The 20,830-nt window shown below is 65.3% G+C and carries 22 protein-coding genes; 15 read left to right on the forward strand and 7 right to left on the reverse strand.

Going from position 1 to position 20,830, the window contains the following annotated elements; all coding sequences use genetic code 11:
- Nucleotides 1-17: 17 nt before the first annotated feature.
- From mdcA to madM, 9 genes are all read left to right on the forward strand, one after another.
- Nucleotides 18-1,694 (forward strand): malonate decarboxylase subunit alpha, encoded by a 1,677-nt coding sequence (gene mdcA, locus AC1RMG_RS23605; RefSeq protein ID WP_015637358.1) that lies wholly within the window; start codon nt 18-20, stop codon nt 1,692-1,694.
- On the forward strand, nt 1,694-2,569 hold the full coding sequence (locus tag AC1RMG_RS23610) for a triphosphoribosyl-dephospho-CoA synthase (protein ID WP_015637357.1): 876 nt from the start codon (nt 1,694-1,696) through the stop codon (nt 2,567-2,569). The genes mdcA and AC1RMG_RS23610 overlap by 1 nt, the downstream gene beginning before the upstream one ends.
- Nucleotides 2,569-2,868: a malonate decarboxylase subunit delta gene (locus AC1RMG_RS23615; protein WP_015637356.1), complete on the forward strand. Its 300-nt coding sequence runs from the start codon at nt 2,569-2,571 to the stop codon at nt 2,866-2,868. The genes AC1RMG_RS23610 and AC1RMG_RS23615 overlap by 1 nt, the downstream gene beginning before the upstream one ends.
- Nucleotides 2,861-3,712: a biotin-independent malonate decarboxylase subunit beta gene (locus AC1RMG_RS23620; protein WP_493170384.1), complete on the forward strand. Its 852-nt coding sequence runs from the start codon at nt 2,861-2,863 to the stop codon at nt 3,710-3,712. The genes AC1RMG_RS23615 and AC1RMG_RS23620 overlap by 8 nt, the downstream gene beginning before the upstream one ends.
- Nucleotides 3,709-4,512 (forward strand): biotin-independent malonate decarboxylase subunit gamma, encoded by an 804-nt coding sequence (gene mdcE, locus AC1RMG_RS23625; RefSeq protein WP_015637354.1) that lies wholly within the window; start codon nt 3,709-3,711, stop codon nt 4,510-4,512. The genes AC1RMG_RS23620 and mdcE overlap by 4 nt, the downstream gene beginning before the upstream one ends.
- Entirely contained in the window at nt 4,509-5,135 is a 627-nt protein-coding gene (locus tag AC1RMG_RS23630; protein WP_065365094.1) for a malonate decarboxylase holo-ACP synthase, read from the forward strand. The genes mdcE and AC1RMG_RS23630 overlap by 4 nt, the downstream gene beginning before the upstream one ends.
- The gene (mdcH, locus tag AC1RMG_RS23635; protein ID WP_493170386.1) at nt 5,132-6,067 is read left to right on the forward strand and encodes a malonate decarboxylase subunit epsilon; all 936 of its coding nucleotides are present in this window, start codon (nt 5,132-5,134) and stop codon (nt 6,065-6,067) included. The genes AC1RMG_RS23630 and mdcH overlap by 4 nt, the downstream gene beginning before the upstream one ends.
- A gap of 67 nt (nt 6,068-6,134) precedes the next feature.
- The gene (gene madL / locus AC1RMG_RS23640; protein WP_015637351.1) at nt 6,135-6,551 is read left to right on the forward strand and encodes a malonate transporter subunit MadL; all 417 of its coding nucleotides are present in this window, start codon (nt 6,135-6,137) and stop codon (nt 6,549-6,551) included.
- A 1-nt stretch (nt 6,552) separates the two neighbouring features.
- Nucleotides 6,553-7,317 carry a malonate transporter subunit MadM gene (gene madM, locus AC1RMG_RS23645; RefSeq protein ID WP_011063986.1) on the forward strand — a complete coding sequence of 255 codons (765 nt, stop codon included), beginning with the start codon at nt 6,553-6,555 and terminating at the stop codon, nt 7,315-7,317.
- A gap of 109 nt (nt 7,318-7,426) precedes the next feature.
- On the opposite strand, the gene AC1RMG_RS23650 is transcribed toward madM, so the two are convergent.
- Complete coding sequence (locus tag AC1RMG_RS23650) at nt 7,427-8,344, reverse strand: LysR family transcriptional regulator (RefSeq protein ID WP_015637350.1); 918 nt, start codon at nt 8,342-8,344, stop codon at nt 7,427-7,429.
- 155 nt (nt 8,345-8,499) lie between these two features.
- On the opposite strand from AC1RMG_RS23650, the gene trhA reads away from it, so the two are divergent.
- Nucleotides 8,500-9,117 carry a PAQR family membrane homeostasis protein TrhA gene (gene trhA / locus AC1RMG_RS23655; protein ID WP_011063984.1) on the forward strand — a complete coding sequence of 206 codons (618 nt, stop codon included), beginning with the start codon at nt 8,500-8,502 and terminating at the stop codon, nt 9,115-9,117.
- A gap of 180 nt (nt 9,118-9,297) precedes the next feature.
- Here the strand turns inward: trhA and AC1RMG_RS23660 are convergent, their stop codons facing one another.
- Entirely contained in the window at nt 9,298-10,203 is a 906-nt protein-coding gene (locus tag AC1RMG_RS23660; RefSeq protein ID WP_047338046.1) for a LysR family transcriptional regulator, read from the reverse strand.
- 107 nt (nt 10,204-10,310) lie between these two features.
- On the opposite strand from AC1RMG_RS23660, the gene AC1RMG_RS23665 reads away from it, so the two are divergent.
- The 3 genes from AC1RMG_RS23665 to AC1RMG_RS23675 are packed head-to-tail and all read left to right on the forward strand — an operon-like array spanning nt 10,311 to nt 12,854.
- Complete coding sequence (locus AC1RMG_RS23665; RefSeq protein WP_072451790.1) at nt 10,311-11,552, forward strand: D-amino acid dehydrogenase; 1,242 nt, start codon at nt 10,311-10,313, stop codon at nt 11,550-11,552.
- A gap of 20 nt (nt 11,553-11,572) precedes the next feature.
- Nucleotides 11,573-11,923: a RidA family protein gene (locus AC1RMG_RS23670; protein ID WP_011063981.1), complete on the forward strand. Its 351-nt coding sequence runs from the start codon at nt 11,573-11,575 to the stop codon at nt 11,921-11,923.
- 28 nt (nt 11,924-11,951) lie between these two features.
- Nucleotides 11,952-12,854 carry a transporter substrate-binding domain-containing protein gene (locus AC1RMG_RS23675; protein WP_493170389.1) on the forward strand — a complete coding sequence of 301 codons (903 nt, stop codon included), beginning with the start codon at nt 11,952-11,954 and terminating at the stop codon, nt 12,852-12,854.
- A 16-nt stretch (nt 12,855-12,870) separates the two neighbouring features.
- Here the strand turns inward: AC1RMG_RS23675 and AC1RMG_RS23680 are convergent, their stop codons facing one another.
- Entirely contained in the window at nt 12,871-13,590 is a 720-nt protein-coding gene (locus AC1RMG_RS23680; protein ID WP_072443597.1) for a 16S rRNA (uracil(1498)-N(3))-methyltransferase, read from the reverse strand.
- 83 nt (nt 13,591-13,673) lie between these two features.
- On the reverse strand, nt 13,674-15,080 hold the full coding sequence (locus AC1RMG_RS23685; RefSeq protein ID WP_011063978.1) for an adenosylmethionine--8-amino-7-oxononanoate transaminase: 1,407 nt from the start codon (nt 15,078-15,080) through the stop codon (nt 13,674-13,676).
- Nucleotides 15,081-15,397: 317 nt separating this feature from the next.
- Here AC1RMG_RS23685 and AC1RMG_RS23690 point away from each other — a divergent pair, with 317 nt between their 5' ends.
- Together AC1RMG_RS23690 and AC1RMG_RS23695 are read left to right on the forward strand one after the other, a co-directional pair.
- Complete coding sequence (locus tag AC1RMG_RS23690) at nt 15,398-15,949, forward strand: cytochrome b (RefSeq protein WP_011063977.1); 552 nt, start codon at nt 15,398-15,400, stop codon at nt 15,947-15,949.
- Between the two features lie 32 nt (nt 15,950-15,981).
- A complete protein-coding gene (locus AC1RMG_RS23695; protein ID WP_011063976.1) occupies nt 15,982-16,578 on the forward strand; it encodes a YceI family protein in 597 nt (198 codons plus the stop codon).
- A 299-nt stretch (nt 16,579-16,877) separates the two neighbouring features.
- Here AC1RMG_RS23695 and rhlE2 read toward each other — a convergent pair whose 3' ends face one another.
- The 3 genes from rhlE2 to metF form a co-directional block, all read right to left on the reverse strand.
- On the reverse strand, nt 16,878-18,746 hold the full coding sequence (rhlE2, locus tag AC1RMG_RS23700) for an RNA helicase RhlE2 (RefSeq protein ID WP_011063975.1): 1,869 nt from the start codon (nt 18,744-18,746) through the stop codon (nt 16,878-16,880).
- A gap of 223 nt (nt 18,747-18,969) precedes the next feature.
- On the reverse strand, nt 18,970-19,785 hold the full coding sequence (locus AC1RMG_RS23705) for a substrate-binding periplasmic protein (protein WP_011063974.1): 816 nt from the start codon (nt 19,783-19,785) through the stop codon (nt 18,970-18,972).
- A gap of 124 nt (nt 19,786-19,909) precedes the next feature.
- On the reverse strand, nt 19,910-20,755 hold the full coding sequence (gene metF / locus AC1RMG_RS23710) for a methylenetetrahydrofolate reductase [NAD(P)H] (RefSeq protein WP_011063973.1): 846 nt from the start codon (nt 20,753-20,755) through the stop codon (nt 19,910-19,912).
- Between the last annotated feature and the right edge of the window lie 75 nt (nt 20,756-20,830).

Consider the following 20,830-nt stretch of genomic DNA (forward strand, 5'->3'; position numbering starts at 1 on the left):
GAACCCGTGGAGTGAGCATGACAACAATAATTTCCCCCGACGCGCGCTGGTCGCGGCGGCGCAGCGAAAAGCAGCGGCGCCTCGAGCAGGTGCGGGCCATCGCCGATGGCGTGGTGTTGCCGACCGACAAGATCGTCGCGGCCCTGGAAGCGCTGATCCTGCCCGGCGACCGGGTGGTTCTGGAAGGCAACAACCAGAAACAGGCGGACTTTCTCTCCCGCTCCCTGGCCAAGGCCGACCCGGCCAGGCTGCATGACCTGCACATGATCATGCCCAGCGTCGGCCGTTCCGAGCACCTGGACCTGTTCGAGCGCGGCATCGCCCGCAAGCTGGACTTTTCCTTTGCCGGCACCCAGAGCCTGCGCATCAGCCAGTTGCTGGAAGACGGGCTGCTGGAAATCGGCGCCATCCATACCTACATCGAACTCTATGCGCGGCTGGTGGTGGACCTGATCCCCAATGTGGTGCTCTCTGCCGGGTTCATGGCCGACCGCGCCGGCAACATCTACACCGGCCCCAGTACCGAGGACACGCCCGCGCTGATCGAGCCGGCGGCCTTCAGCGACGGCATTGTCATCGTCCAGGTCAACCAGCTGGTGGACGATGTCAGCGAGCTGCCCCGGGTCGACATTCCCGCGTCCTGGGTGGATTTCGTGGTGGTGGCCGACAAGCCGTTCTATATCGAGCCGCTGTTCACCCGTGACCCGCGCCATATCAAGCCGGTGCACGTGCTGATGGCGATGATGGCGATTCGCGGCATCTACGAAAAACACAACGTGCAGTCGCTGAACCATGGCATCGGTTTCAACACCGCGGCCATCGAGCTGATCCTGCCCACCTACGGCGAATCCCTGGGGCTCAAGGGCAAGATCTGCCGCAACTGGACCCTCAATCCTCACCCAACCCTGATTCCGGCCATTGAAAGTGGCTGGGTGGACAGCGTGCATTGCTTCGGCACCGAACTGGGCATGGAAAACTACATCGCCGCGCGTCCGGACGTGTTCTTCACCGGTCGCGACGGTTCCCTGCGTTCCAACCGGATGTTCTGCCAGTTGGCCGGGCAGTACGCGGTGGACCTGTTTATCGGCGCCACCTTGCAGGTGGATGGCGACGGCCATTCCTCCACCGTGACCCGTGGCCGCCTGGCCGGTTTCGGCGGGGCGCCGAACATGGGTCACGACCCCCGCGGGCGCCGCCACGGCACCCCGGCCTGGCTCGATATGCGCCAGGATCAGAGCGATGCACCCCAGGCCATGCTCGAACGCGGCAAGAAGCTGGTGGTGCAGATGGTGGAAACCTTCCAGGAAGGCGGCAAACCGACCTTCGTCGAAACCCTCGACGCGGTGGACGTGGCGCGCAAGAGCGGCATGCCCCTGGCGCCGATCATGATCTACGGCGACGACGTCACCCACCTGCTGACCGAGGAAGGCATCGCCTACCTGTACAAGGCCCGTTCCCTGGAAGAGCGCCAGGCGATGATCGCCGCCGTGGCCGGGGTTACCGCCATCGGCTTGCGCCACAACCCCAAGGACACCGCGCGCATGCGCCGTGAAGGCCTGATTGCCCTGCCGGAAGACCTGGGCATCCGCCGCACCGACGCCAGCCGCGAGCTGCTGGCGGCGAAAAGCGTGGCCGACCTGGTGGAGTGGTCCGGTGGCCTGTACAACCCGCCCGCCAAGTTCAGGAGCTGGTAATGCACGCATTCAACCTGCAATCACCCACCCCGAGCCTGGCCGAGCGCCTGGCGGACCTGGCGGTGGACGCGCTGATCGACGAGGCCGACCTGTCGCCCAAGCCGGCCCTGGTGGACCGCCGTGGCAATGGCGCCCACACCGACCTGCACCTGGGCCTGATGCATGCCTCGGCGCTGTCGCTGTGGCCGGCCTTCAAGGAAATGGCCGACGCTGCCCTGCTGCTCGGGGAAGTGGGCCTGCCCCTGCGTGAAGCCCTGGGGCGCATTGGCCGAGAAGGCGAGCAGGCCATGCTCGCCACCACCGGCGGGGTGAACACCCATCGCGGGGCGATCTGGGCCCTGGGGCTGCTGGTGGCCGCCGCCGCGCTGGAACCTCAAGCCACGAGTGCCGGCAGTGTCGCGCTGCGGGCCGCGCGCCTGGCCTTGCTCGAAGACCGTTATGCACCACGCCCCTTGAGCCATGGCGCCCAGGTGGCGCTGCGCTACGGCGTGCGCGGTGCCCGCGAAGAAGCCCAGCAAGGCTTTCCCGCCGTGCTGCAACTGGGGCTGCCGCAGCTCAAGCGCAGCCGCGCCCAGGGCCATGGCGAACAGAATGCCCGGCTCGATGCCTTGCTGGCGATCATGAGCCGGCTGGCGGACACCTGCGTGCTCTATCGCGCCGGTGAGCTGGGCCTGCAGGCCATGCAGCAGGGGGCCCGGGCGGTGCTCGATGCTGGTGGCAGCGCCACCCTGGCCGGGCGTCGTCGCCTGCATGAACTGGATCTGCAACTACTGACCTTGAATGCCTCGCCCGGCGGCGCTGCCGACTTGCTGGCGGCCAGCCTGCTGCTGGACCGGATCGAATCCGGCGATGCTGTTAACCAAGGAGCGAACTGATGGAAACCTTGTCCTTTGAATTCCCCGCCGGCCAGCCCGGCCGTGGCCGCGCCCTGGTGGGCTGTGTCGGCTCCGGCGACCTGGAAGTGCTGCTGGAGCCGGGGCAGCCCGGCAAATTGAGCATCCAGGTACAGACCTCGGTAAACGGCAGCGCATCGCGCTGGCAGCACCTGTTCGAGCGCATGTTCGACGGCCAGACGCCGCCGGCGCTGTTGATCGACATCCATGATTTCGGCGCCACCCCCGGGGTGGTGCGCCTGCGCCTGGAACAGGGCTTCGAGGAGATCGGCCATGACTGACAGCGCACTCTTGTTGAACAAGCACAGCTTCGTCGAGCTGGGTGCTCGGCAGCGGGCCCGGGCACTTCTGGATGCCGGCAGCTTTCGTGAGTTGCTGGACCCGTTCCAGCGGGTCATGTCGCCCTGGCTGGAGCGCCAGGGCGTAGTGCCCCAGGCTGATGACGGGGTGGTGATCGCCAAGGGCAGCATCGCGGGTTCGCCGGTGGTGATTGCTGCCATCGAAGGCGCTTTCCAGGGCGGCAGCCTCGGTGAAGTGGGCGGGGCGAAGATTGCCGGCGCCCTGGAGCTGGCCGCCGAGGACAACCGCAACGGCATCCCGACCCGCGCCGTGTTGCTGCTGGAAACCGGCGGCGTGCGCCTGCAGGAAGCCAACCTCGGGCTGGCGGCGATTGCCGACATTCATGCGGCAATCGTCGACCTGCGCCAGTACCAGCCGGTGGTCGGCGTGGTGGCCGGCAGCGTCGGCTGCTTTGGCGGCATGTCGATTGCCGCCGGTTTGTGCAGTTATCTCGTGGTCACCCAGGAAGCGCGCCTGGGGCTCAACGGCCCGCAGGTGATCGAGCAGGAAGCGGGCCTTGAGGAATACGACTCCCGGGACCGGCCTTTCATCTGGAGCCTGACCGGCGGCGAGCAGCGTTTCGCCAGTGGCCTGGTGGACCGCTACGTGGCTGACGATGTGGCACTGATCCAGGCCCAGGTCCGTGAGCTGCTGGCCCTGGGCTTGCCGTCGCGGCAACGCAGCCGCGAGGCCGAGCTGTACCTGCAACGTCTGTCCCGCCTGGACACGACGCCGCAAATCGATGCGGCGACGGTTCGCGACCTGTATCAAGGAGACCGCCCATGACTGCTAGTTCCCTGCGGGGCCTGAACTGGTTCGACGCCTTGAGTGGCGATGCGACCCCCGTGAGCGGCCTGCCACCTTCCTTGAAAGTTGCCGACGGCCAGTTGGACGGGCAGCCGGCGCGCTTCATTGCGGTAGTGCCTGACCCCGACAACCGTTTTCCCCGCGCCCGCCAGGGCGAGGTCGGCCTGCTGGAAGGCTGGGGGCTGGCGAAGGCAGTGGATGAGGTGATCCGCGCCGATCAGGACCAGGAGCACAAGCGGGCGCTGATCGCCATTGTCGATGTGCCAAGCCAGGCCTATGGCCGGCGCGAAGAGGCGCTGGGCATTCATCAGGCCCTGGCGGGCGCCGCCGACAGCTATGCCCGGGCCCGCCTGGCCGGGCACCCGGTGATCGCCCTGCTGGTGGGCAAGGCCATGTCCGGGGCCTTTCTGGCCCATGGGTATCAGGCCAACCGCTTGATCGCCCTGCGTGACCCGGGGGTGATGGTGCACGCCATGGGCAAGGCCTCGGCGGCGCGGGTGACCCTGCGCAGCGTCGAGGAGCTGGAAGCCCTGGCCGCCAGCGTGCCGCCCATGGCCTATGACATCGACAGCTACGCGGGCCTGGGCCTGCTGTGGGAAACCCTGTCGGTGCGGCAGATTGAGCAGCCGACGGCGGAGGATCTGGCCCGGGTCAATCAATGCCTGTTGGCGGCGATTGCCGATGTGCGGGCCAAGGGCGTCGACCTCGGCAGCCGTCTGGGCGCGGTGAACCGGGCGGCGTCGAGCCGAGTCCGGCAGTTGCTGCGGGAGCAGTGGTGAGCGGGTGCGGCCCCTGGCTGCCCCACGACCTGCTGTGGGGCATGACCCCGGCGCAGTTGCCGGGCGATGCGCCGGCCTGGGCCCATGCGGTGCTGGAGGCCGGGCAGCCGGTGGTGGTGCGCCGGGCCCTGACTGCACCGGGGCAGGTTGCGGTGGGTTTGCGCGGTATTTCCCGGGAACAGCGCTATCCGGCGCTGCTGGATCTGCAAGCCGTGCAGCGCGGGGTGCGCCCCGAGCAGCTGTGTCATGTACCGCCCCAGGGCCCATGGCCGGCGTTGCAGGCGTTGCAGCACTTGCGCGATGAACTGGATGCCCTGGAGTGGATCTGGGGCGTGAGTGGCAGTGCCGGTTTCGAGCTGGCGAGCGGCGTGGCGGCCTTGCATCAGCACAGCGACCTGGACCTGATCCTGCGTACGCCGGAGCCTCTGCCACGGGCCCGGGCCCGTGAATTGCTGGCGCTGCTGGACGGCGCCGGTTGCCCGGTGGATATGCAATTGCAGGTGCCCGGTGGCGCCCTGGCCCTGCGCGAATGGGCCGGGCCGGCTGCCCGGGTTCTGCTCAAGAGCGCCAGTGGCGCGCGCCTGGTCAGCGACCCCTGGAACCCTCAGGAGCAGGCGGCATGAGCAGCCTGCTGGTGTTTCCGGGCCAGGGCGCGCAGCAGCCGGGGATGCTCCAGCGTCTGCCGCAAAGCCCGCAAGCGCGGGCCTGCCTGCAAGAGGCCAGCGATGTGTTGGGGCAGGACGTACTGACGCTGGATTCACCCCAAGCCCTGGCCAGCACCCGGGCGGTGCAGCTGTGCCTGCTGATCGCCGGCGTGGCGGCGGCGCGCACTCTGTTGCAGCCCGATACTCGGGTGAACTACGTGGCGGGCCTGTCCATCGGCGCCTATCCGGCGGCGGTGGTGTCCGGGGCCCTGGAGTTTGCCGACGCCTTGCGCCTGGTGAGCCTGCGGGGTGAGTTGATGCAGCAGGCTTATCCACAGGGCTATGGCATGACCGCATTGATCGGCCTGGAACTGGCGGCGGTGGAAGGGCTGCTGGCCCAGGTCCACAGCCCGCAGAGGCCGGTGTACCTGGCCAATATCAACGCCGACAACCAGGTGGTGATCGCCGGCAGCGATGCCGCGATGCATGCCGTGGCCGAGTTGGCCCGGGGTTGCGGGGTCGGTGTGGCCAAGCGCCTGGCGGTCAGCGTGCCGTCCCATTGCCCACTGCTGGAACAACCGGCCCAGGCCCTGGCTGCCGCCTTTGCCGAGGTACCCCTGCAAATGCCGAAGCTGGGCTACCTGAGTGGCAGCCGAGCGCGGCCCATGCGCTCCGTGGAAGCGTTGCGCGATGACCTGGCCTTCAACATGTGCCGCGTCGTCGACTGGCGCGGCACGGTGCAAAGCGCCTACGAGCGCGGGGTGCGCCTGCAGATCGAATTGCCTCCCGGCGCGGTACTGACCGGGCTGGCCCGCCGGGTGTTTGCCCAAGGGACGGTGATCGCCTTCGACGGCGCGCGCCTGGATACCCTGCAAGCCCTGTTGAGTGAGGAGGGAAGCCGCGACCGATAGAGCACCGACTCAGGCTGACGAAGCACAAGAACAACAACTTCGACGATGCACTTTGAGGACTACGACAATGATTATCTACGGTGTGGCATTGCTGGCGATCTGTACGCTGGCGGGTGTGATTATCGGCGACATGCTCGGCGTGTTGCTGGGGGTGAAATCCAATGTCGGCGGAGTCGGCATCGCCATGATCCTGCTGATCTGCGCCCGTTTGTGGATGCACAGGCACGGCGGCATGACCAAGGATTGCGAGATGGGCGTGGGTTTCTGGGGCGCCATGTACATTCCGGTGGTGGTGGCCATGGCCGCCCAGCAGAACGTGGTGACGGCGCTGCACGGCGGGCCGGTGGCGGTGCTGGCGGCCATCGGTTCGGTGGTGCTCTGCGGATGCACCATCGCCCTCATCAGCCGCACCCACAAGGGCGAGCCACTGCCGGCCGAGCCGCTGGAGCCGGGTGTGAAAGCCGCACCGGCAGGAGGGCGCTGAGATGTGGGATCTGATCGAGAAAGGCCTGGAGCACAACGGTCTGGTCACCGCCTTCGCCTTCGTCGGAGTGATCATGTGGGTCTCGGTGCTGCTGTCCAAGCGCCTGACGTTCGGCCGGGTACACGGATCGGCCATTGCCATTGTCATCGGCCTGGTCCTGGCCTGGGTTGGCGGCACCCTGACCGGTGGTCAGAAGGGCCTGGCGGACCTGGCGCTGTTTTCCGGCATCGGCCTGATGGGGGGCGCCATGCTGCGGGACTTCGCCATCGTCGCCACGGCCTTTGAAGTACAAGCCACCGAGGCGCGCAAGGCCGGGATGATCGGTGCCGTGGCGCTGCTGCTGGGTACGGTACTGCCGTTCATTGTCGGCGCGAGCATCGCCTGGGCCTTCGGCTATCGCGATGCGGTGAGCATGACCACCATTGGTGCCGGCGCGGTGACTTATATCGTCGGCCCGGTGACCGGCGCAGCCATTGGTGCCAGCTCCGACGTGGTGGCCCTGTCGATTGCCACGGGCCTGATCAAGGCGATCCTGGTGATGGTGGGTACGCCCATGGCCGCGCGCTGGATGGGCCTGGACAATCCGCGTTCGGCGATGGTCTTCGGTGGCCTGGCCGGCACCGTCAGCGGCGTGACCGCGGGGCTGGCAGCCACGGACCGGCGGCTGGTGCCCTACGGCGCCCTGACCGCCACCTTCCACACCGGGCTGGGCTGCCTGCTGGGGCCATCGCTGCTGTTCTTCATCGTCCGCGGCCTGGTGGGCTAACCCCTGCAGGAGCCGGCTTGCCGGCGAAGAGGCCCGTGAGGCATGCGCTGTTCTTGCGCACGCTTTCGCTGGCAAGCCAGCTCTTACAAAAGGCCGGGCCGGCCGGCTTCTAGGGGGTTTGGCGGTTGGCGTACATCCGGCATTCGGCCAGGAGCGCCAACAGGTTCGGGTCGCGCTCCTTGGCCTTGAGAAACACCACGCCGATATGCTGCTGCAGGCGGTAGCGCGCCTGCAGTGGTATCAGTTTCACGCGGTTCTCATACACCGCCGCGATCCTCCCCGGCAGCAACGCATAACCGACCCCGGAGCTGACCATGCTCAGCAGGGTGAAGATGTCGTTGACCTGCATCGCCACCTTGGGTTCGAACCCCGCCTGCTTGAACACTCGCACCCCGTCCTGATGGGTGGCAAAGCCCTGGGTCAGGGTGATGAAGGTGGCGTCGCGCACGTCGGCCAGGTCCACTTCGCTCTGCTGGGCAAAGGGCGAATCGGCGGGGGTGGCGAGAAAAATGTCATCGGAAAACAACGGCAGTTGCTCGCAGTCCGGGTCATGGGCGCTGTCGTCCAGGGAAATCAGGATGGCGTCCACCTCCATGTTCTTGAGCTTGTACAACAGGTCGATGTTGGAGCCCAGGATCAGGTCGATGTTCAGCTCGCTGCGGCGCAGCTTGAGGCCCATGATCAGCTGCGGCACGGTTTTCACCGTCAGCGAGTAAAGTGCGCCGAGCTTGAAGCGTTCTGCTGAAAAACCCGCGGCTTCGCGGGTCAGGCGCACGCTCTCGACCACGTCCTGCACCAGCTTCTGTGCCCGTTCCTCCAGGACGAAGGCGCTTTCCAGGGGCGTCAGGTTGCGCCCTTCATGCTTGAACAGCGGGCAGCGCAGGGCATTTTCCAGGGAGTGGATGGCCCGGTGCACGCTGACATTGCTGGTCTGCAACTCGGCGGCGGCGCGGGCCAGGTTGCCGGTGCGCATGAAGGCCAGAAACACTTCGAGCTTTTTCAGGGTCAACTCTTCGTCGATGAGCATGGTCCGGACTCTGCTGAGGAGGGGCTGATGATGCCCGATCGGTCAGGACGTGGCCGCTGGTTTTTTCTCGGCCGCGCCCCAATAGACATATTGCGCTTTCAAGCTGCAGGCCTGAGCCTTGCGTGTTTTTTCAATGTTTCAAGGGTGAGCGACTGATGTATCACGGAGAAAGATTCAACGCCTGGACCCACCTGCTGGGGGCAATCGCGGCGTTTATCGGCGGCATCTGGCTGGTGGTGCTGGCCAGCCTGGATGGCAGCCCGTGGAAGATCGTCAGCGTGGCGATCTATTCCTTCACCTTGCTGGTGCTCTACAGCGTGTCCACGGTCTACCACAGCGTGCGCGGACGGGCGAAGAACATCATGCAGAAGGTTGATCATTTTTCGATCTACCTGCTGATTGCCGGCAGTTACACGCCGTTCTGCCTGGTGACCCTGCGCGGGCCCTGGGGCTGGACCCTGTTCGGCATCGTCTGGGGGCTGGCGCTGATCGGCATCCTCCAGGAGATCAAGCCGCGCTCCGAGGCGCGGATTCTCTCCATCGTGATCTACGCGGTGATGGGCTGGATCGTCCTGGTGGCGGTCAAGCCGCTGCTGGCGGCCCTGGGGCCAGCCGGCTTCGCCTGGCTGGCCACGGGCGGGGTGCTGTACACCGTGGGCATCATCTTCTTTGCCCTCGACAGCCGCCTGCGCCATGCCCACGGCATCTGGCACCTGTTCGTGATCGCCGGCAGCCTGCTGCATTTCGTCGCGATCCTGTTCTACGTCCTGTAGCGGCCGGCTGGCCGGCGCAGCGGGTTCTCTGGATTAGCACCGTGCTGGCGGACGCTTTCGCTGGCAAGCCAGCTCCTACGGGGCGGGGTGCTGTGGATTGGTGTAGGAGCCGGCTTGCCGGCGAAGAGGCCCTCTGGATTTGCGCCGGGCTGGCGGGCGTTTTCGCTGGCAAGCCAGCTCCTACAAGGGGCGGTCGAGCTGGGCCTGGGCCTGGCGGGCGAAGATTTCCAGCAGGCTGGCCAGGGTGTGGGGCGGCGGTTCTGCGGCGCGGGTCACGGCGTACAGGGTGATTGGCAGCGGCGGGCTCAAGGGGCGGATAGCGGTGTTGGCCGTTGAGGCGCCCAGGGCGGTGAAGGGGTCGATCAGGGCCAGCCCGGCGCCGGACTCGACCATGGCCCGGGCCAGGGAATAGGTCTGCACGGCAATGCTCACCCGCGGCGGCGGCTCCACCGACTTGAGGTAGCTGTCGAGCCGGGCCGACAACGGGTCGGCGCTGCTCAGGCCAATCAGTGGCGCGTCCGCCAGCTCCTGCAGCGCCAGGGGCTGGCCGCGGCTGTGCTCGGGCCAGAAGCCCAGCGGCGCCAGGGCCACCAGCACACCCTGGGCCAGGGGTTGGGCGCTCAGGCCCGGGTGATCCGGGGGTTGCAGGGTCAGCGCCAGGTCGATTTCGCGCATCAGCAGGTTCTGTACCAGCTCGCGGCTATGGGCGCTGGACAGTTCGCACAGGCTGTCCGGGTAAAGGCGGGTCCATTCACTGATGGCGGGCGGCAGCAAGGCCAGGGCCAGGGCCGGTGTGGCGCCGATGCGCAGGCTGTGGCCCGGCGCCCGGCGCAGGTTCTGGGCCAGGCGCCGTACCCCTTGCAGGCTCTCGCTGACCTTGTCCACTTCCCGCTCCAGCTCCAGGGCTTCCGGCGTTGGCTGCAACTTGCCACGCACCCGCAGGAACAACGGGAAACCCAACTGCAGTTCGGCGTGCTGCAAAACCTTGGTCACCGCCGGCTGGGAGACATGCAGCAACTGCGCCGCGCCGCTGATGGAGCCGGTCTGGCGGATGGCCTGGAAAATCTCGATATGACGAAGGCGCATGGGGCAGTCCATAACCTTTGTTTATGGGAGGTCCATCTTTATTCATTGTCCGGCGCCTGTCACCTGCCCCTAACCTTGGGCCATCGACCAACAGGCCAGGGGCAGTCATGAGTCAGCGGGTTTGCATCATTGGAGGGGGCGTCATCGGCTTGGCCAGTGCCTACGCCCTGGTCCGCCAGGGCTTTGAGGTGACCCTGGTGGAGGCTCAGGAGTCCCTGGGCAGCCAGACCAGTTTCGCCAACGGCGGGCAGTTGTCCTATCGCTATGTGGCGCCTCTGGCCGATGCCGGGGTGCCCTGGCAGGCCCTGGGCTGGATGCTCAAGGGCGACTCTCCGCTCAAGCTGCGGCCACGCCTGGACCCGGCGCAGTGGCGCTGGCTGGCGGGGTTCCTCGGTGCTTGCCGGCACTCGGTGAACCGGCGCAATGGCGCGCACCTGCTGCGCCTGGCGCTGCTCAGCCAGAGCACCCTGCAAAGCTGGCGCGAAGAGGATGGCCTACAAGGCTTCGACTGGCGGCGCAACGGCAAGCTGGTGACTTTCCGCGAGCAAAAAAGCTTCGAGCACGCCCGGCACAACCTGGCGGACAGCGGCCAGCAACAGGTGCTTTGCGCCGCCGAATGCACGGCCCTGGAACCGGCCCTGGGGGATACGCCCTTCGTCGGCGGTATCTATACCCCGGATGAAGAAGTGGCCGACTGCCACGCCTTCTGCCAGCAACTGGCCACGCGGCTGCGCGCTTCCGGGCGCTGCGAAATCCTACTGGGCCAGCGGGTGCGGGGCATTCACCATGGGGGGGATAAGGTCCAGGCCATCGACCTGGGGGAGCGCGTGTTGCCGGTGGACCAACTGGTGCTGGCGGCCGGGCACCGCAGCGCCGAACTGCGTCTGCCTGGGCTCCAGCTGCCGCTGTATCCGCTCAAGGGCTACAGCCTCAGCGTGCCCATCGGCCCGCAGCACCGGGCGCCGGACATCAGCATCACCGACTACAACCGCAAGATCGTCTATGCGCGTATCGGCCAGCAACTGCGGGTGGCGGCCATGGTCGACATCGTCGGTTTCGACCCGGCGCCAGACCCCGGCCGCCTGGCCCTGATGCGCCGTCAGGCGGCCCAGACCTTCGCCGAGGCCGGTGACTATCAGGCAGCCGTGGAATGGGCCGGCATGCGTCCGGCTACCCCCAGCGGCGTGCCGCTGATCGGGGCCACCGCCTACCGCAACCTGTGGCTCAACCTTGGCCACGGCGCGCTGGGGTTCACCCTGGCCTGTGGCAGCGGCCAGTTGCTGGGCGAACTGATCGGCCAGCGTTGCACCAGTATCGACATGCAGGGCCTGACGCCCCGCGTTGCCTGAACGTTAAAAGGAGTCTTCAGATGAGTATCCAGCGTATCCACAGCAACGAGCGCCTGAGTGGCGCGGTGAGCTTTGCCGGACTGGTGTTTCTTTCCGGGCAGGTGCCGGGGGCCAGCAGCGATATCGGCGGCCAGACCCGCGAGGTGCTGGAGAAGATCGACGCCTTGCTGGCCGAGGCCGGCAGCGACAAGGAGCACCTGCTCAGCGCGACGATCTACCTCAAGGACATCCAGGCCGATTTTGCGGTGATGAACGAAGTCTGGTCGGCCTGGCTGTCCCCCGGCCAGGCGCCGGCGCGCACCACCTTGCAGGCGGCCCTGGCGCGCCCGCAGATCCTTGTCGAAATCAGCATCATCGCGGCCCGCCGCTAACTGCCCTTACCCACAACGGAGAATAACAATGCATAAGATCACGTTGCTCGGCTGCACCTTGGGGCTGCTGTTCAGCGCCCTGTCCCAGGCCAATGAAGCGCCTCTGCAGGGCACCCTGGCGAAGATCGCCAACAGCGCCAGTATTACCTTGGGTTATCGCGATGCCTCGGTGCCCTTTTCCTACGTGGGGGATAACAGCGGCAAGCCCATGGGCTATTCCGTGGAGCTGGCGAGCAAGGTGGTGGAGCGCATCCAGCAGCAGTTGCACCTGCCCAACCTGAAGGTGAAATACAACCTGGTGACCTCGCAGACCCGCATTCCCCTGGTGCAGAACGGCACCGTGGACCTGGAGTGCGGTTCCACCGGGGTGACGGCCGAGCGGCAGAAGCAGGTGGCGTTTTCCTACGGTTTCATCTACGTCAAAGGCCAGTTGCTGACCGCCAAGGACAGCGGGATCAAGAGCTTCGCCGACCTGCGGGGCAAGAACGTGGTGACCACGGCGGGGACCACCAACGAGCGCTTTCTCAAGAGCTACAACGTCGAGCACAAGATCGACATGTTCGTGATCAGCGCCAAGGACCACGGCGAGGCCTTCCAGATGCTCCAGTCGGGGCGTGCGGCGGCGTTCTACATGGACGATGCGTTGCTGTACGGCGAGCGGGCCAAGGCCCGGGATCCGCACAACTGGGTGGTGGTGGGGGAAGAACAGTCGCGGGAGATCTACAGCTGCATGGTGCGCAAGGATGACCCGCAGTTCCTGGCCCTGGTCAATGGCGCCCTGGCGGACCTGTACCGCTCCGGGGAGATCAACGGCATTTACCAGCGCTGGTTCCAGCAGCCGATTCCGCCCAAGGGCCTGAACCTGGAATTCCCCATGACCAGTGAACTCAAAGCGATCATCGCCCAGCCCACCAGCGATCCGGTGCAATAGCCACCACCAGGAGGGGTTAGAAGTCGCCCCACAGTTGCTGGGCCACGGCCAGGGCCACCACCGGGGCGGTTTCGGTACGCAGCACCCGCGGCCCCAGGCGTGCGGGGAGGAAACCGGCGCTGTGGGACAGTTCCACTTCGGCGTCTGTCAGGCCGCCTTCAGGGCCAATGAGGAACGCCAGGCTGGCAGGCTTGGCGTGGCTTTCCAGGGGCTGGGCCACGGGGTGCAGCACCAGCTTCAGGTCGGCCCGGGCCTGCGTGATCCAGTCCGCCAGCAGCACGGGTGGGTGGATCACCGGGACCTGTGAGCGGCCGCACTGTTCGCAGGCGCTGATGGCCACCTGGCGCCAGTGCAGCAGGCGCTTGTCGGCGCGTTCGTCCTTGAGCCGCACTTCGCAGCGCTCGCTGAAGATCGGGGTGATTTCGCTGACCCCAAGCTCCGTGGCCTTCTGGATCGCCCAGTCCATGCGCTCGCCCCGGGACAGGCCCTGGCCCAGGTGAATCCGCAGCGGTGATTCTTGCTGGCCGGCGAAGCTTTCATTCAGCTGGACCCGAACCCGCTTCTTGCCCACTTCCACCAGAGCCCCGCGAAACTCGGTACCCGAGCCATCGAACACCTGCAGGGCAGCACCTTCGGCCATGCGCAGTACGCGCCCGATGTAGTGTGCCTGGGCTTCCGGCAACTCGTGTTCGCCTAGGCTCAGGGGGGCGTCGATAAAGAAGCGGGACAATCTCATCTGGGTTCTCTGTTGAATGTGAATCGGTGGAAAGCGTTCTGTGGCGAGGGAGCAAGCTCCCTCGCCACAACTAACGACCTGCTCTAGCCCGGATCGCGAAAGCCGGGGTGGAAGTCCTTGGGCACCGCCACGCTGACCTGGTCGCGGGTGGCGATATCGATGCCTTCACTGGCGACTTCGGCGAGGAAGTCGATCTGTTCCGGGGTGATCACGTACGGTGGCAGGAAATACACCACGCTGCCCAGGGGACGCAACAGGGCGCCGCGTTCCAGCGCGTGCTGGAAGACTTTCAGGCCGCGGCGTTCCTGCCAGGGGTAGGCGGTCTTGCTGGCCTTGTCCTGGACCATCTCGATGGCCAGGACCATGCCGGTCTGGCGTACTTCGGCAACGTGGGGGTGGTCCACCAGGTGCGCGGTGGCGCTGGCCATGCGCCGGGCAAGCGCGTGGTTGTTCTCCACCACATTGTCCTGCTCGAAGATATCCAGGGTCGCCAGGGCCGCGGCACAGGCCAGCGGGTTACCGGTGTAGCTGTGGGAGTGGAGGAAGGCGCGCAGGGTCGGGTAGTCGTCGTAGAAGGCGCTGTAGACATCGTCGGTGGTCATGCACGCGGCCAGGGGCAGGTAGCCGCCGGTCAGGGCCTTGGACAGGCACAGGAAATCCGGGCGGATGCCGGCCTGCTCGCAGGCGAACATCGTGCCGGTGCGGCCGAAACCCACGGCGATCTCGTCATGGATCAGGTGCACGCCATAGCGGTCGCAGGCTTCGCGCAGCAGCTTGAGGTACACCGGGTGATACATGCGCATGCCGCCGGCGCCCTGGATCAGCGGCTCGACTATGACCGCGGCCACTGTTTCGTGGTGCTCGGCCAGGGTCTGCTCCATGGCGGCGAACATGTTCCGCGAGTGTTCTTCCCAGCTCATGCCTTCGGGCCGCAGGTAGCAGTCCGGGCTCGGCACCTTGAGGGTGTCCAGCAGCAGGGCCTTGTAAGTCTCGGTGAACAGCGGCACATCGCCCACTGACATGGCGGCGATGGTTTCGCCGTGGTAGCCGTTGCTCAGGGTGACGAAGCGCTTCTTGTTCGGTTGGCCGCGGTTGATCCAGTAGTGAAAGCTCATCTTCATCGCCACTTCGATGCATGACGAACCGTTGTCGGCGTAGAAGCAGCGGGTCAGGCCTTCGGGGGTGATCTTGACCAGGCGCTCGGACAACTCGATCACCGGCTGGTGGCTGAAGCCGGCGAGGATCACGTGTTCCAGCTGGTCCACCTGGTCCTTGATGCGCTGGTTGATGCGCGGGTTGGCGTGGCCGAACACATTGACCCACCAGGAGCTGACCGCATCCAGGTAGCGTTTGCCTTCGAAGTCTTCCAGCCAGACGCCTTCGCCTCGCTTGATGGGGATCAACGGCAGCTGTTCGTGGTCTTTCATCTGGGTGCAGGGATGCCACAGCACCGCAAGATCGCGTTGCATCCACTGGTTATTCAGGCCCATGTACAGTCTCCTGGAAGCGGCCCGCCAACGGCGCGGGCGAACAATCGGGCAAGCCTATGCAATGCATGGCCGCGGGACAACCTATTGTGCAAGACGCGCCACGGCGTGATGCGTCAGGTGCAAAGACGCCGCCTGCAAGACCCAGGGCACGGCACGAGGGAGCAAGAAGGCTGGCTTGGCGTGAGGCTTAATCTTTTCTTAACGCGCTCGGTCCAGACTACTGATCGTATTTCTCGATATTTCAAAGCAAAAAATTCCGCTTTAATTCGATAGGTAAATCGCTAGTCTTGATCTGCGTTTCTTACAGGATGCAACTGATGCAGTTACGTAATTCTTCTTCTCGCTATGGTTGGGTCAGCATTGTTCTGCACTGGGGCGTGGCCCTGGCGGTGTTTGGTCTGTTCGCCCTGGGCCTGTGGATGGTCGGCCTCGACTACTACAGCACCTGGCGCAAAGACGCGCCGGACCTGCACAAGAGTATCGGCCTGACACTGTTTGCAATCATGCTGCTGCGGGTGTTGTGGCGGTGGGTCAGCCCACCGCCGCCGGCCCCGGCCAACCATGGGCCGCTGACCCGCCTGGGGGCCAAGCTGGGGCACGCGTTCCTTTACCTCGGCCTGTTCGCGGTCATGATTGCCGGTTACCTGATCTCCACCGCCGACGGCGTGGGTATCCCGGTGTTCGGCTTGTTTGAAGTTCCTGCCCTGATCTCCGGACTACCGGACCAGGCAGATGTAGCAGGTGTGGTGCATCTGTACCTGGCCTGGGCACTGGTGATCTTTGCCGGTATCCATGGCCTGGCTGCGCTGAAGCACCACTTTATCGATCGTGATGCGACCCTTACCCGTATGCTGGGTCGCAAAGCCTGATGTTCAACCTTGACTCAAAAGGAATAGAAAGCATGTTGAAAAAGACTCTCGCCGCTCTGGCAATCGGATCTGCTGTATTGGCGGCCGGTCAAGTGATGGCAGCGGACTACGTGATCGACAAGGAAGGCCAGCACGCCTTCGTCGACTTCAAGATCAGCCACCTGGGCTACAGCTTCATCACCGGTACCTTCAAGGACCTGGACGGCAAGTTCAGCTTTGACGCGGCCAAGCCGGAAGACGCCAAGATCGAAGTCAACGTGCGCACCGCCAGCGTGTTCACCAACCACGCCGAACGTGACAAGCACATCACCAGCAAGGACTTCCTGGACGCTGGCAAGTTTGCCGACGCCAAGTTCGTCTCCACCAGCGTCAAGCCCACCGGCAAGAACGCCGACGGCAAGCTGACCGCTGACGTGGCCGGCGACCTGACCCTGCACGGCGTGACCAAGCCGGTCGTGGTCAAGGCCACCTTCCTGGGTGAAGGCAAGGACCCATGGGGCGGCTACCGTGCCGGCTTCGAAGGTACCACCAGCATCAATCGCCAGGATTTCGGCAAGATGATGGACCTGGGCCCGGCCTCCAACAATGTTGACCTGTACATCAGCTTCGAAGGCGTGAAAGCGAAGTAATGCTTCGTCTGTAGCCGCTGCCGCAGGCTGCGACAAGGCCCGCAGGACCTTCGCGATCTCCCCCGCACAGCCCTTATAGGACTGATCGCAACCTGCGAAAGCAAAAAAACGCCCCCGACCACAAACCGGGGGCGTTTTTTATTGCCCGTCATGAAATGCGGTAAACCGGTCAGATCCTGGCGCCGGGTTCCCCGTCGTTCGCAGCCTGCGGCAGCGGCTACAGAAACGCCCTCGACCAGCCACCATGAAAAACGCCCCGGGCCTTGCGGCCAGGGGCGTTTTTCATTTCAGCGCGAGGCTCAGCGGTTGCGGGTCAGCAGCGCCGGCTTTTCGCCCCGTGGACGGCTTGGCAACTGATCCAGCTGCTCAGGCGTCGGGAAACGATCGGCCTTGGATTCCTTGTGCATGATCTTCGGCTGGTTGCCCCGAGGATTCTGCACGGCCGGTTCCTGGCGTGGCTGATCGTCACGGTTCGGGCGGCGATTGCGCGGCTCGTCGCGACGGCCCTGGCTGTCACGAGGGGCGCCGTTGCGCGGGCCGCCACTGCGCTTGGCCGGCGCGGTGCCGGTGGTGCTGCCGTTGCTGTTGCGCGGGTTGCCGGAGCGACCCTGGCCACCACCGGCACCGCCGCGTGGCGGATTGCCAGCGCCCGCACCCTGGGCCGGAGCCCCTGGGCGGCGGCCGCGGCCCTGGTTGTTCTTGTTCTGGTACGGGCTGACGTAGTCAGCGCGGTTACCGAAGTTGTCCACGTCGTCGTCGAGGAACTCGTCCGGTGCGCGATCGGCACGGGGCGTCGGTTGACGCTGTTCGCGGGCCGGGGTGCCCTCACGAGGCTTCTGCTCGCGGGCCGGGCGTTCGCCACGGGCGGGTTTTTCCTTGCCGCCCTTGTCCTTGCCCTTGTCCTTGCGACCGCCACCACCGCCACCGCCGTTCGGGCCATCGCCGCGTGGGCCACGGGGATTGCGCGGGTTGCGCACGTCCGGACGCTCGCGCACTTCCGGCTTCTCGGCTTCCACTGCGCTGGCATCGAAGCCCATCAGGTCACCGTCGGCGATCTTCTGCTTGGTCATGCGCTCGATGCTTTTCAGCAGTTTCTCTTCGTCCGGAGCCACCAGGGAGATGGCTTCGCCGGAGCGACCGGCACGGCCGGTACGGCCGATACGGTGCACGTAGTCTTCGTCGACGTTAGGCAGTTCGAAGTTGACCACGTGAGGCAGTTGGTCGATGTCCAGGCCGCGGGCGGCGATATCGGTGGCGACCAGGATCCGCACTTCGCCGGCCTTGAAGTCGGCCAGCGCTTTGGTACGGGCGTTCTGGCTCTTGTTGCCGTGGATCGCCACAGCGCTCAGGCCGTGCTTGTCCAGGTACTCGGCCAGGCGGTTGGCGCCGTGCTTGGTCCGGGTGAACACCAGGACCTGTTCCCAGGCGCCGGCGGTGATCAGGTGCGCCAGCAGGGCACGCTTGTGGCTGGCCGGCAGGCGGAAGACCCGCTGCTCGATACGCTCCACCGTGGTGTTCGGCGGGGTCACTTCGATGCGCTCGGGGTTGTGCAGCAGCTTGCCGGCCAGGTCCGTGATGTCCTTGGAGAAGGTCGCGGAGAACAGCAGGTTCTGGCGCTTGGCCGGCAGGCGGGCGAGGACTTTCTTGACGTCATGGACGAAGCCCATGTCGAGCATGCGGTCGGCTTCGTCGAGAACCAGGATTTCCACGTGGGACAGGTCGACGCTGCCCTGGCCAGCCAGGTCCAGCAGACGGCCGGGGCACGCCACCAGCACATCGACGCCACGGGCCATGGCCTGGACCTGCGGGTTCATGCCGACGCCGCCAAAGATGCAGGCGCTGACGAACTTCAGGTCGCGGGCGTACAGCTTGAAGCTGTCATGCACTTGCGCGGCCAGCTCGCGAGTGGGGGTCAGGACCAGTACGCGGGGTTGGCGCGGGCCATGACGCTGGGATTTGTCCGGATGACCGTTGGGAAACAACCGTTCCAGGATCGGAAGGGCGAAACCGCCGGTTTTACCAGTACCTGTCTGTGCCGCGACCATCAGATCGCGACCTTGCAACACGGCGGGAATGGCCCGCTGTTGCACCGGAGTAGGCTGGGTGTAGCCGGCGGCTTCGATGGCGCCGACTAAAGCCTCGGAGAGACCGAGGGAAGCAAAGGACATGAGTAATCCTGTTTTAGTGAGGGCTTGGCCCAAAGGGATAATCTTGCCGGGCGTGAATGGCGTTTAAGAGGACGCAATCCCGTCCGGTCCTGCTGGCCTGAAGGGTCATTCACCGGCGGCTCGCGCGGGCCGGTTGGCTGCGCCGTAGCGGGGTGGAGAGGCCTTGAACAGGGTCCAGCGTCCGGGCGTGAGCCTGGCGGGAGGCCGGAGTATAACAGAGCAATCAGTGTGCGCTGCTTTCCTGCTGCTCAACGGTTTTTTCTGACTCGCGGGTTGATGAAGACCTGACCGGCGGCAGGGCAGGTTCAGCACCGTACTTGGCGCTCAGTTGGGCGTAGGCCGGTTCGCGCTTGAAGCGCTTCAGTTCGGCGCCGAAGCGCTGTACCAGCAGGTCCATGCCGGCATTGCGGCGCACGGCCAGGTATTGGCTCTGGCGGCTGATGACAGTGGGGTTCTGGCTGACCTGGTCACGCAGCCCCAGGCTGTCCAGCAGGTGCTGGCCGACCCGTTTGTCGGTAATCAGCAGGTCGATCCGCCCCAGCAGCAGCTTGCCGAAATTGGCTTCGTGGGTGGGGGCCGGTTCGCGGTTGAACAGGGTCGAGTTGCTGAAATCGTCGCTGTACAGATAGCCGGGGGAAGTGCCGATGGTCAGGCCCTTGAGTTCGTTCAGGCGCTTGAACGGGTGTGGGCGCTGGTTGGCATAGAACATCACGAACTCCACGTCCGAGAGCGGCTCGTTGGGGTAGAGCAGGGTGCCGTCGCGCTGGTCGCTGTGGAAGATGTCCAGGGCGCCATCGGCCTGGCCGGTTTCCAGCATCGCCAGGCAGCGTTTCCAGGGCAGGAACTGCCACTGCACCTCTATGCCCAGGCGCTGGAAGACAATGGCGGTGGTTTCGTAGTCCAGGCCCTTGGCCGTGCCATTTTCCTCATAGACATAGGGCGCCCAGGGTTCGGTGACAATGCGCAGCTTCTCGCCATGGGCGGCAAGGCTCAGGCAAGTGCAGAGAAAGGTGGTCAGCAACCGGGCTATGACGGACATTGCTGGAGATTACGACGAGAGATCATGCAATTGCTAGAGGCAGTTCCGGACGCTCTAGCTCAAGGCTGCTGCAAACAAAAAGGCCCCGGTTTTCACCAGGGCCCGGAGCTTGGGTTGCAGCCTGTCAGCGTGGCAGCTGGAGGTTGTTCCAGATCGCCAGGCTCGGGTCGGCCTGGTTCAAGGTATAGAAGTGCAGCCCGGGTGCGCCGCCCTGGAGCAGGCGTTCGCACATGTCACTGATTACCTGTTCACCGAAGGCCTGGATGCTGGCGCTGTCATCGCCATAGGCTTCCAGCTGCTTGCGGATCCAGCGCGGAATCTCTGCGCCGCAGGCGTCGGAGAAGCGCGCCAGCTTGCTGTAGTTGGTGATCGGCATGATGCCCGGCACGATCGGGATGTTCACGCCCATCTTCTGCACGCGCTCGACGAAGTAGAAGTAGCTGTCGGCGTTGAAGAAGTACTGGGTGATCGCACTGTCGGCACCGGCATTGGCCTTGCGCACGAAGTTGACCAGGTCTTCCTCGAAGTTGCGCGCTTGCGGGTGCATTTCCGGGTAGGCGGCAACTTCGATATGGAAGTGGCTGCCGGTTTCCTCGCGGATGAAGCTCACCAGGTCATTGGCGTAGCGCAGTTCACCGCTGGCCATGCCCATGCCCGAAGGCAGGTCGCCACGCAGGGCGACGATGCGCTTGATGCCGGCTGCCTGGTACTGCTGCAGCAGGCCGCGCAGGTCGTCCTTGCTGTCGCCGACGCAGGACAGGTGCGGCGCCGCAGGGACTTTAACTTCGCTCTCCAGTTGCAGCACGGTGTTGACCGTGCGATCACGGGTCGAGCCGCCGGCACCGTAGGTGCAGGAAAAGAAATCGGGGTTGTAGCCGGCCAGCTGACGGGCAGTGGCGAGCAGTTTTTCATGCCCAGCATCGGTCTTGGTGGGGAAGAACTCGAAGCTGTAGCGACGATCTTTGGACATGGAGGGGACCTCCAGTTGCAAGTAACAGGCGGCAAGCGCCAAGAAAAAGCGGAGGTGCGCTGGTTTCTCGTGCCT

The sequence above is a fragment of the Pseudomonas sp. GW822-FHT04H02 genome (assembly GCF_058800645.1).